Source organism: Chitinophaga sp. (genome assembly GCF_035564935.1).
Taxonomy (GTDB): domain Bacteria; phylum Bacteroidota; class Bacteroidia; order Chitinophagales; family Chitinophagaceae; genus Chitinophaga.
In genome coordinates this window covers 1-11,649 of sequence record NZ_DATMTE010000640.1, presented here as the reverse complement: position 1 = coordinate 11,649, position 11,649 = coordinate 1, and the positions used below count along the sequence as shown (strand labels likewise).

Below are 11,649 nucleotides of genomic sequence, written 5' to 3'. Positions count from 1 at the left end.
GTCAGAGAGTAACATAGCCCTGTAATATGTAATAACTGTAAGGATATGTGGGAATGTTCAGGGGATTCATTTTCATATATGCCAAAACCAATCACTATAAATGAAGCGATTAACCCTTAAGGACGTTGCAAAAATGGCCGGAGTGGCCCCTTCCACGGTTTCGTTCGTATTGAACGGAAAAGGGAAACAAATGCGTATCCGCGACGAAGTAGCCTCCCGGATTATGCAGGTGGCTGAAAAGTCGGGATATGAACCCCACCGTATGGCAGTGAACCTCCGGACAGGGCAATCCAAAACCCTGGGACTGATCGTAGAGAGCATTTCCGGAAGCTTTTTTGCAAGTCTTGCTAAAACCATAGAAACAGAAGCTGAGCGCAGAGGTTACAACGTGGTGTATTGCAGCACTGAAAATAACGCCCAGAAAGGCGGAGAGCTGATCCGTATGCTTGGCCGGCAGATGGTTGACGGTTACCTGATCACCCCGGCGCCGGGAATGGAGAAAGAAATCCAGCACCTGGTACAGCAACATAAGCCGGTAGTGCTCATGGATAGCTACTTTCCGGCAATCAAAACGCCTTATGTGCTGATCAATAATTTCGACGGCGTGCAGCAGGGAATGAAACACCTGATAGGGAAAGGACTTACCAAAATAGGGTTTGTGATGGTAGACGTGAAGCTGATACAGATAGAGGAACGCCTGAGAGGCTATACCACCGCTTTGAAAGAACATAAGATCCCGGTAAAGAAGAAACATATCCTGCAGTTGCAGTATCACCGGCAGCGGGAAGATTCCCTGAATGAGCTGCAGTCTTTTATAGAAGCCAATCCCGAACTGGATGCCATCTTTTTCTCTACTAATTACCTGGGTATCCTCGGACTGGAAGTAATAGCCAGGATGGGGCTGAAAATGCCCGACGATATCGCAGTACTGTGTTTCGATGATCATGATATCTTCCGTTTATACCCGCCGGGTATTTCGGTGATAGAACAGCCGATAGAAGGTATCGCCAAAACTGCTATAGACCTGCTAATGCACCAATTGGACAAAAACAGCGGCCCCATGAAGAAAACGGCAGTGGAGATCCCGGGGAAATTTATCCTGCGGGGATCGGCCTGAGGATAGCGCGCCGGCTATGCTGCGCCGGATGCCCAACCGGCCCGGCTGCTGAAAAGCAGGATCTGAGCCACGTTATTCCGCCGGCTGGAAAAATGGCCGGGTTGAACACCGGCGCCGCTTATAAAAAAACCATTGAATACTTGTATTTGCTGAAAAAATAGTTATACTTTTAATACCGGCTTTTGGAGCTTAACGGGAAAAGGATTCGCTGAATCTTTTTTTTCTGTACCTGTGCTAAATCGATTTTGTTAAAATTTCACGGTATCTTCACACGGCGAGTGTGATGCTGGCTAAAAGGATCATTTTTGTTGTATATAATATCTAATCATGAAAAAAGTTGGACTGTTAGCAGCCGCTTTATTCTGCCTGCATGGCGCATACAGCCAAACGGTAAATAAAGTTGCTGAACCGGTAGAATGGGTGAATACCCTGATGGGCACTGATTCTAAGGTAAGCTTATCAAACGGGAACACCTATCCTGCTATTGCCCTGCCATGGGGCATGAACTTCTGGATGCCACAAACCAATACCATGGGAAATGGCTGGGCCTATCAATACACCGCTGATAAGATCAGGGGATTCAAACAAACGCACCAACCTTCTCCCTGGATCAACGACTATGGCCAGTTTGCCATTATGCCCGTTACAGGCACCGTAAAATTCGACCAGAATAAACGTGCCAGCTGGTTTTCCCACAAATCAGAAGTTGCAAAACCATATTACTATAGCGTATACCTCGCTGATCCGGACGTTACTACGGAAATTACGCCCACAGAAAGAGCTGCACAGCTGCGTTTTACCTTCCCGGCTACCGACAGCGCCTTCATCGTGGTAGATGCCTTCGATAAAGGTTCCTATATTAAAATATTACCGGACGAAAAGAAGATCATTGGTTACACTACCAAAAACAGTGGTGGCGTACCTTCCAACTTCAAAAATTACTTTATCATCAAATTTGATAAGCCATTTATCGTAGCCGATATCTGGCACGATTCCGTACTGGTGAAAGGCCAGCTGGAACTGCAGGCAGATCATACCGGCGCAGTGGTAGGCTTCAAAACAAAGAAAGGTGAGAAGGTAGGTATACAAACAGCCTCCTCTTTCATCAGCTTTGAACAGGCAGAATTAAACCTGCAACGCGAAATCGGCCAGGATAATTTTGACGCTACCTGTAAGAAAGCAAAAGACATTTGGAATAAAGAACTCGGCAGACTGGCCATAGAAGGCGGTTCCAGCGAACAGGTAAGCACCTTTTACTCTTCCCTGTACCGCACTATGCTGTTCCCGCGCAAGTTCTATGAAATCAATGCAAAGAACGAGATCGTACACTACAGCCCGTTCAACGGCCAGGTATTACCCGGCTACATGTTCACCGATAACGGGTTCTGGGATACTTTCCGTGCAGTACATCCTTTCTTCACGCTGATGTATCCTACACTCAGTTCGCATATTATGGAAGGGTTATCCAACGCTTACAATGAAAGCGGCTGGCTGCCGGAGTGGGCAAGCCCCGGTCACCGCGATTGCATGGTAGGCTCCAACTCTGCATCGCTGATCGCCGATGCTTACCTGAAAGGTATCCGCGGGTATGATATCAATAACCTGTATAAAGCTATTCTGAAGAATACGGAAAATGAAGGCCCGTTAAGCTCTGTAGGCCGCCTGGGTGTTAAATATTATAACTCGCTCGGCTATGTGCCCTACGATGTGGAAGTAAATGAAAATGCTGCGCGTACCCTGGAATATGCTTACGACGACTTTACCATTTACCAGCTGGCAAAAGCACTGAACCGCCCGAAAAAAGAAATCGATCTTTTTGAAAAACGCTCCCAGAACTACCGTAATCTCTTTGATCCGGAAACAAAACTGATGCGCGGAAAAAACAAGGATGGTAAATTCCAGACACCGTTCAATCCATTCAAATGGGGCGATGCCTTCACTGAAGGAAACAGCTGGCATTATACCTGGTCTGTATTCCACGATGTACAAGGCCTGGCAAAACTGATGGGCGGCCGCGAAATGTTCGCCAAAATGCTGGATTCCGTTTTCAATATGCCACCGGTATTCGACGAAAGCTACTATGGCACCGTTATCCACGAAATACGCGAAATGCAGATCATGAACATGGGACAGTATGCACATGGCAACCAACCCATTCAGCACATGATCTATCTATATAACTACGCAGGCCAGCCCTGGAAAACACAATACTGGATCCGCCAGGTAATGAGCCGCCTGTACAAGGCTACTCCCGACGGCTACTGTGGTGATGAAGATAATGGCCAAACCAGCGCCTGGTACGTGTTCTCCGCAATGGGCTTCTACCCTGTATGTCCGGGTACCCAACAATATGTACTGGGTACACCGCTGTTCGCCAAACTCACCATGACTTTCGAAGATGGTAAAAAAATGGTGATCAACGCACCAGGCAACAGCGATACCAACCTGTATGTGCAAAAGGCATCCTTAAACGGACAACCATATACAAAGAACTGGATCAGCCACCAGGACCTCCAGAAAGGCGGTACACTGGAATTTAAAATGGGCGCTACTCCTGAGAAATCAAGAGGAACAGAACCCGCTGCTTATCCATATTCTTTTTCAGCAACAGCGAATAAGTAACGTGTACGTATAAACGATTTTCATTGTTCACTGAAATATTTCATCCCGACTCTTCGGGATGTACTCAATTTTCGCTAAAATCTACCTGCATGAAAAAACTACTTTTACCTTTACTTTTCTTTCCATACCTGTGTGTATCCGCACAGGAAAATGTGATACAATATGTGAAGCCTATTACGGGCACACAACGGATGGGCCACACCTATCCCGGCGCTACCGTACCTTTCGGTATGGTGCAGCTCAGCCCCGAAACGGATACCATTCCGTACGAAATGAACGGGAAGTATAATCCCGATGTTTATAAATACTGCGCCGGCTACCAGTATGAAGACAAAACCATTGTAGGCTTTAGTCATACTCATTTCAGCGGTACCGGCCACTCCGATCTGGGCGATTTCCTGATCATGCCCACAGTAGGCGCACTGCAGTTAAATCCCGGTACGGCAGATCATCCGGAAAGCGGCTACAGATCCGCATTTTCACATAGCACAGAGGTGGCAGAACCGGCTTATTACAAAGTAAAACTGGAAGATGATAATATCCTCGCAGAGCTTACCGCCAGTAACCGCGTTGGGTTTCACCAGTATACCTTTCCGGGCACAAACCAGGCGCATATCATCCTGGATATGATGTCGGGCATCTATAATTATGAAAACAAAAATGTATGGACCTTTATCCGTGTGGAAAATGATACCCTCATCACAGGGTTTCGCCAAACTAACGGTTGGGCACGTACGAGGATAGAATATTTTGCGATGACCTTTTCTAAACCCTTTGTACAATACGGGCATCAGAACTATGCTAAAGATGTGTACAAAGGCTTCTGGAGAAAGTTTGACCAGTCGAAGAACTTTCCCGAAATGGCAGGAAAACAGATCCGCGCCTATTTCGATTTTAAAACAACACCTGGCGAAAAGATCAAAATAAAATTTGCATTATCGCCCGTGAGCACCGAAGGAGCATTGAAAAACCTGCGCGCAGAAATCCCCGGATGGGATTTTGACCAGGTGAAGCGCGACGGACAGGCATTATGGACGAAAGAGCTGAATAAAATTCATATTGAATCAAAGAGCCGTGAAGAGAAGGAAAACTTCTACACCGCCATGTACCACGCATTCATCAATCCAACTACCTATATGGATGTGGACGGCGCTTACCGTGGCCTGGATATGAACATTCATACCGCCAACGGGTATACGAATTATACCACTTTCTCCCTTTGGGATACCTACCGTGCGTTGCATCCTTTGTTTAACGTGATCCAGCCGAAAAGAAATGCGGATATGATCCAGTCGATGCTGAACCATTACGAACAAAGCGCACAGCATATGCTCCCTATCTGGTCGCATTACGCTAATGAAAACTGGTGCATGATCGGCTACCACAGCGTATCGGTAATTGCAGATGCTATAATGAAAGGCAATGCACCCTTTGATGTGAATAAAGCACTGGATGCCTGTGTTACCACTGCCCGGCATCGTACCTACGATGGATTGGAATACTATATCGACAGAGGTTATATCCCGGAAGACAAAAATGGCTCCTCCGTTTCAAAAACGCTGGAATACGCATACGACGACTGGTGTATAGCGCAGGTAGCAAAGAAACTGGGACGCGCAGCTATTTATGAAGAGTTTATTAAACGTTCGCTGAACTACAAAAATGTATACGATTCCAATACAGGTTTCATGCGTCCTAAGTTGAACGATGGTACTTTCAAAACAAATTTTGATGCACTGCAAACGCACGACCAGGGCTTTATTGAAGGGAATGCCTGGAACTACAGTTTATATGTGCCTCACTACCCGGATGAAATGATTGCCATGATGGGCGGTAAAAAACAGTTTACCACTCATCTCGATTCCCTGTTTACGATGGAGCTGCCAGATAAATTTTTTGCCGAAACGGAAGATATCACCCGTGATGGTATCATTGGTAACTACGTGCATGGCAACGAGCCTTCACATCATGTGGCCTACCTGTATAACTGGACCGGCTATCCGTGGAAAACTCAGGAGCGTGTGAGAATGATCCTGAAGAAGATGTATCACCCCGGTCCTGATGGCCTTGGCGGTAACGACGACTGCGGACAAATGAGCGCCTGGTACATTTTTACTACGCTTGGCTTTTACCCGGTATGCCCCGGTTCCGACCAGTATTCACTGGGCAGCCCGGCTATTGACAAGGCTACTTTGCAACTGGAAAACGGCAAAACCTTTGTGGTAGATGTAAAAAATCAAAGCGATAAAAATGTGTATGTACAAAAGGTGTTGCTGAATGGAACGCCGTTGAACCGTTTGTATATCACGCATGCAGATATCATGAATGGTGGTACCATCACGTTCTATATGAGTGCCAAGCCAAAGAAATAACAAGAGTGCCTAATCAGACAACTGGCTGTTTCCATTTTTGGAAGCAGCCTTTTTTTGTCATTTATAAAAAGAGAAAGGGACGATGTTTATATCGCCCCTTTCTCTTTTTATAAAACCAGTTATTATCAATGCAGGGTAAATGACACAATACCCAGCTGTACTTTCTGTGCAGCATCAAGTGCTTTATACCGGAAATACAGGTTGTGTTTTTTGCCATCTGTTACCGGGGTAAAGCTGAAGTTTACCTTGTTGGCCACTTTAGGTTGTGCACCCGGGCCGATGGTAACTTCACCCAAACGGGTACCATTGGCATCGTCCAGGAATGCTTCTACCGTGAAACCGGACTGTGGTGTTTCCTGTACCATGTATGCGAGCTCTATGCCGCTTACACCGGTCAGATCCAGTTTGTTGTAAGTAGCCCATCCTTCTGTATTGGAAGGGATAAGGAACTTCTTGCCATCCACGGCAAATACAGCAGCGCCATCTGCTTTGCTGAAGTCGGCAGCTGCCAGTACAGGGCTCACCAATTCTGCTGATGCAGTGCCGGTGATAGGCTTAATACCAGGGCCACCCTTATCGGTATAGCTGGCTAGCAGGTACAACACGCCGTCATCTTTTGCTTCACCGCCCAGTGTTGGGTTAACGCTGCCGCTAACGGGCAGGGATGGTACTTTAGGTGCGTTGCCGCCGATAGAATAAATATATTCCACCAGTTGTTTTGCTTCACCAACGGAAATACCGGGATGTGCAGACATGGCTGTTTCACCCCATACGCCGCCACCACCATTGATGATCTTTTTAGCAAGCATTTCAGGTGCGGCAGGATCGTTCTTATACTTTTCTGTTATTTGCCTGAAAGAAGGTCCGATAGATTTTTCATCCGGTTTGTGACAGGTTTTACAATCGGATACTTCCATGATGTTTTTACCTGCAATAGCGCCGGTAATGATCTGGTGACCCTGTGGCAGTGCTGCCTTATCACGTCCCTGGATATAATCTGCCTTTACAAAGATATTGTTCACATCCAGCTTACCATCAGCAGAATTGCCATCTTCCTTATCAGAGATGTTAACTGTATACTGTACGGGTTTGCCGGGGAAGTAGAACATCTGGTTACCGGTGATATTGATCTTCACTTCGGGTGTTTCATTACCAGCGTATAGTTCTATGGATTTACTCTTTGTTTTAGCGCCTTTATCATCTGCTACTTCTACAAATACCGCATATTCACCGGCAGTGCTGTAGGTAAATTCTACCGTAGGTTCAGTAGTTTCTTTCTTACTGCCATTGCCGAAATTCCAGAGATAAGTGAGCTTATCGCCATCCGGATCTTTAGATCCTTCAGCAGATAAGGTTACTTTAAATGGTAAGCCCCCTGTAGTGCGCGTAGCCTGTATATTGGCTACAGGCGCGCGGTTGCCGCCATTGAAATCGATACGGGAAAGACCGGCATCTGCATTTTTGCTAAACCATCCGTTGCCATATTCAAGGATATACAAACGGCCGTCGGGGCCCATTTCCATATCAATAGGTGCATTCAGTTTAGTGTTGGGCATAAACTTCTCCATTTTGGAGAAGTTGCCGTTCTTGTCCATTGTTACGGCCATCACCCATCCGCGGATCCAGTCGTAGATAAACAGTTTATCGTTATAATAATCCGGGAAGCGGGTTTCTTTCGGATAAAATTCACTGTGATAAACAGGACCGGCTTCCGCATTACGACCACCGCTGCCTACAATCGGAAATTCATCCGATTTTGCATACGGGTACCAGATGAAAGCAGGCGTAGCCGGAGGCAACTCTCTCAAACCGGTGTTGTTGCGGGAATCATTGATGGGCTTCAGCGGGTCATAAAAAGCGCCGCTTTCACCGGTTTCATAATTGTACTGACGGTATGGTTTGTTGTTGGCAATAAACAACGGGTAACCGAAGAAGCCCGGTTTTTTCGCCTGGTTTATTTCGTCGTATCCCCTGGGTCCCCGCAACGAATCGTCGTTGTTGGCATCGGGGCCTACTTCTCCCCAGTATACATAACCTGTTTTCTGATCCACCGACATACGGTAAGGGTTACGCGTACCCATTGCATAAATTTCAGGGCGGGTACCTTTTGTGCCTTTGGGGAACAGGTTACCTTCTGGAATAGTGTAAGAACCATCTGCTTCTACTTTTATGCGGATGATCTTTCCACGCAGATCGTTGGTATTAGCCGAACCGCGGCGGTCGTCGTACTGGAGGTGACCCGGACGGTCGTCGGTAGGGCCATATCCTTTGCTCACATATTTCTGTCCCGGTTCATCAAACGGGGTGGTGTTATCACCCGTAGATAAGTAAAGCAGTCCGCCTGGTCCAAAGGCGATAGAACCGCCGGTATGGCAGCAAATATCACGCTGCGAGTAGAATTGCAGGATTACTTTTTCAGAAGACATATCCAGTTTGTTGTTTTCAAATTTGAAACGCGACAAACGGTTTACAGAGGTGTCTGCAGGAGAATACATCGCATAGATGTAGTGATTGTTTTTAAAGTCGGGGTCCGCGGCGAGGCCGAGGAATCCTTCTTCTGCATTCACTTTTGGAACATCGGTGTGATGATATACCTTCAGAAAGCCTACCTGCGAAAGTCTTTTTTCTGCTGCATTATAAAGCATCAGTTCCCCGCGGCGCTGCGCCACCAGGATATCCAGGTTGGGGAGTATAGCCATTTCCGTTGGCTCGAAGAACTCACCGGATACGAGTACATTTTTAGTGAAGCGGTCTTCCTCTGGTACACGCAGGGTTTTTGCCACGCTGTAATCGAGCACCTGGTTTTTTCCGATGGCATATTTAATACCGCCGGCGAGGTGTTTCAGGAAAAGACTATCGGTATATGATTCTTCTGTATGACCAAGACCGGTATAAAAAGCACGGCCGCCATCATAATCGTGATACCAGCTGATAGGGTGATTGCCGCCCATTGTGCCGCCCTGGTACGACTTTTCGTCCAGTTTCAGCAGTACAGTAGTGGTGGTATCCACATCTTTATAATTATACCACTCATCGGTGTGTTCCCATTTTTCAGGAAGGCCTTCCGTAGCGGGAAAAGATTTTTCTATTACATCAACTATAGCTTTGTGAACGCCGGGAGGATGGTTCTGGAACCATGCACCTGCGAGGTGATTATACCAGCCCCATTCGTATTCGGTGTCGGCAGCGGCGTGCACGCCCACATAGCCGCCACCCGCCTGTATATATCTTTCGAAATCGGCTTCCTGGTAGTTATTGAGCACATCGCCGGTGGTATTAAGGAAGATAACCGCAGCGTATTGGGCCAGTGTATCTTCATTGAATTTAGCGGCGTTTTCAGTAGTATCTACATCAAACCCGTTTTCCTGTCCAAGTTGCTGAATGGCTTTAATACCAACAGGGATGGAGCTGTGGCGGAAACCGCTGGTTTTTGTAAACACCAGCACCTTCGGTTTGCCAGGCCGGGATTTTTTACAGGCTGCCAGGGCTACTACCACCAATGCCAGCAGCAAAAATATTCTGAGAGTTCGTTTCATTATAACGGATTATTTTTTGGGTTTCCAGTTGCCGATGGCATATTCAATGCCACCCAGTAAGTGTTTCAGGTATACAGGATCCTGGTATGCTTCTTTCACATGTCCCATTTCTGTATAAAAGGCGCGGCCTCCTTCAAAATCATGATACCAGCACATAGGATGGTTATCACCGTTTTTACCGCCGGTATAGCTGGTTTCATCAATTTTGATGAGCACGTGTACGTCGGGGTTGAGGTTTTTGAAGTTGTACCATTCGTCTTTACGGATCCACTCATCCGGCAGGTCTTTTGTAGCAGGATGATGATGATCCACTACTTTGAGGGTGGCTGTTTGCTGGTTAGGATGGCTCAGGAACCATGCGCCGGCCAGTTTGTTGTACCATGGCCAGTCGTACTCTGTATCCGTAGCCGCATGGATACCCATCCATGCACCTCCTTTGTGGATATAGTCCTGAAAAGCCACCTGTTGGGCGTTGTCGAGTACATCGCCGGTGGTGCAGCTGAAAATTACGGCTGCATATTTTTTCAGGTTGGAGGGAGTAAAGGCGCTGGCGTCTTCAGTAGTGTCTACTTCAAAGCCATTTTCTTTTCCAAGTTGCATAATAGCTATTTTGGCAGCAGGGATGCAATCGTGGCGGAAGCCTTTTGTTTTTGAGAACACAAGTACCCTTTTGGCTTTGTGTTTGTGCTTTGCCTGCACTGAAATGGTGCCGGCCAGGAGCAAGAGTGCAATAAACGCGGTTAATGCTTTCATGTTATTTTACGTGGGAATTAAAATGAAAAATCGGAAAAGTAAAAAGCAAAAAGCTACTGAAGTATTGAGATAAGCGAGTGCCCATCTCCGCTTCAGTAGCTTTTTGGTTAATGCTTTTACGCTATTCGGAAATTAAAGAACTCTTATTTTGATATTACGATACCATACATCATTACCATGATCCTGCAGGGCGATGTGGCCTTTTGGATGTTTGCCGAACTCTTTCCAGTCGTGGAACTTGCTTTTTGCCACCAATGCATCCCATTCAGGAGTGCCCATAGTAGTTTCTGCAGTTTTCACGCCGTTGAGCCAGAGGGTAAGGTGACCATCTTTCTTTGTTAATTTGGCGGAGTTCCATTCACCCACTGGTTTCGCTGGCCTGGTAGGGCATTTGATGAGATCGTACAGTTCACCCGCATTGTGTTTGGGGTTTTTGCCGTCGGGGTGGCCCGCATCATCAATTACCTGCATTTCAGGACCAGACAGGTAAGTTTGGCTTAAAGCCGGGTCTTCGTGAACGCTGAAAATAAGACCGCTGTTGCCACCCGGGGAAATTTTCCATTCGTAGCTCAGTTCATAGTTTTCATATTCTGCGTCTGTAACGAGATCGCCGCCTGGTGCGCCATTCTTTTTAGCTTCCTGGTTAAGGCCAATTGCTCCGTCTGTTACGCTCCATGCGGGGCTTGCGGTCGACTTCAGGTAAGTATGCCAGCCTTTGGTAGAAGTACCGTCGAACAACAGTACCCATCCCTGCTTTTTCTCTTTGGCCGACAGGGTATTTAATTTCTGGGCTTTTACTGCGGTAGTACCGAGAACGGCAGCTACCATCAGTGCGCCCATGATTAATTTTTTCATTCCGGATGATTGAGTTATGATGAAATCAGTTATTTGCCGATAGATAAGATATAGCTTACCATTTCTTTGGCATCATCTTTTGAAATCTGTGGATGTGGCAGCATCGCTACTTCGCCCCAGTTTCCGGAACCGCCTTTGATTACTTTATCAGCCAGTTTGTCCACATTTTCCGGTGTGTTAGGATACTTGCCTGCAATATCTTTCAGGGCAGGTCCTACCACTTTCATTTCTTCTTTATGACATGTTTTGCAATCGCTTTGGGCCATCAGGGTTTCGCCTTTGCTTGCCGGTTTGTTGGCACTTGGCGATACCATTGAATTATCTGCTGCGGGAGTTTCCTGCGTGCTAACACTGTCCGCATTTTCTGCTTTTTTCTCACCACCTCCGCAAGCTG

Annotated in this window: 7 protein-coding genes; 3 read left to right on the top strand and 4 right to left on the bottom strand. The window is 46.8% G+C overall.

What is annotated here, in order from left to right; all coding sequences use genetic code 11:
* The first annotated feature begins 100 nt into the window (after positions 1-100).
* The 3 genes from VN105_RS16255 (at position 101) to VN105_RS16245 (ending at position 6,111) form a co-directional block, all read left to right on the top strand.
* Positions 101-1,117 carry a LacI family DNA-binding transcriptional regulator gene (locus VN105_RS16255; RefSeq protein WP_325642581.1) on the top strand — a complete coding sequence of 339 codons (1,017 nt, stop codon included), beginning with the start codon at positions 101-103 and terminating at the stop codon, positions 1,115-1,117.
* 327 nt (positions 1,118-1,444) lie between these two features.
* A complete protein-coding gene (locus VN105_RS16250; protein WP_325642580.1) occupies positions 1,445-3,739 on the top strand; it encodes a GH92 family glycosyl hydrolase in 2,295 nt (764 codons plus the stop codon).
* Between the two features lie 89 nt (positions 3,740-3,828).
* A complete protein-coding gene (locus VN105_RS16245) occupies positions 3,829-6,111 on the top strand; it encodes a GH92 family glycosyl hydrolase (protein WP_325642579.1) in 2,283 nt (760 codons plus the stop codon).
* Positions 6,112-6,236: 125 nt separating this feature from the next.
* Here VN105_RS16245 and VN105_RS16240 read toward each other — a convergent pair whose 3' ends face one another.
* From VN105_RS16240 to VN105_RS16225, 4 genes are all read right to left on the bottom strand, one after another.
* The gene (locus VN105_RS16240) at positions 6,237-9,647 is read right to left on the bottom strand and encodes a ThuA domain-containing protein (protein ID WP_325642578.1); all 3,411 of its coding nucleotides are present in this window, start codon (positions 9,645-9,647) and stop codon (positions 6,237-6,239) included.
* A gap of 9 nt (positions 9,648-9,656) precedes the next feature.
* A complete protein-coding gene (locus VN105_RS16235; RefSeq protein ID WP_325642577.1) occupies positions 9,657-10,400 on the bottom strand; it encodes a ThuA domain-containing protein in 744 nt (247 codons plus the stop codon).
* Positions 10,401-10,532: 132 nt separating this feature from the next.
* Complete coding sequence (locus tag VN105_RS16230; protein WP_325642576.1) at positions 10,533-11,255, bottom strand: DUF1080 domain-containing protein; 723 nt, start codon at positions 11,253-11,255, stop codon at positions 10,533-10,535.
* Between the two features lie 29 nt (positions 11,256-11,284).
* A partial coding sequence (locus VN105_RS16225) for a c-type cytochrome (RefSeq protein WP_325642575.1) occupies positions 11,285-11,649 on the bottom strand: 365 nt, incomplete at its 5' end.

Excerpts from the sequence above, each read along its gene's own strand:
- VN105_RS16240 (WP_325642578.1), bottom strand. The coding sequence starts at position 9,647 with ATGAAACGAACTCTCAGAATATTTTTGCTGCTGGCATTGGTGGTAGTA.
- VN105_RS16230 (WP_325642576.1), bottom strand. The coding sequence starts at position 11,255 with ATGAAAAAATTAATCATGGGCGCACTGATGGTAGCTGCCGTTCTCGGT.
- VN105_RS16255 (WP_325642581.1), top strand. The coding sequence starts at position 101 with ATGAAGCGATTAACCCTTAAGGACGTTGCAAAAATGGCCGGAGTGGCC.
- VN105_RS16245 (WP_325642579.1), top strand. The coding sequence starts at position 3,829 with ATGAAAAAACTACTTTTACCTTTACTTTTCTTTCCATACCTGTGTGTA.
- VN105_RS16235 (WP_325642577.1), bottom strand. The coding sequence starts at position 10,400 with ATGAAAGCATTAACCGCGTTTATTGCACTCTTGCTCCTGGCCGGCACC.
- VN105_RS16250 (WP_325642580.1), top strand. The coding sequence starts at position 1,445 with ATGAAAAAAGTTGGACTGTTAGCAGCCGCTTTATTCTGCCTGCATGGC.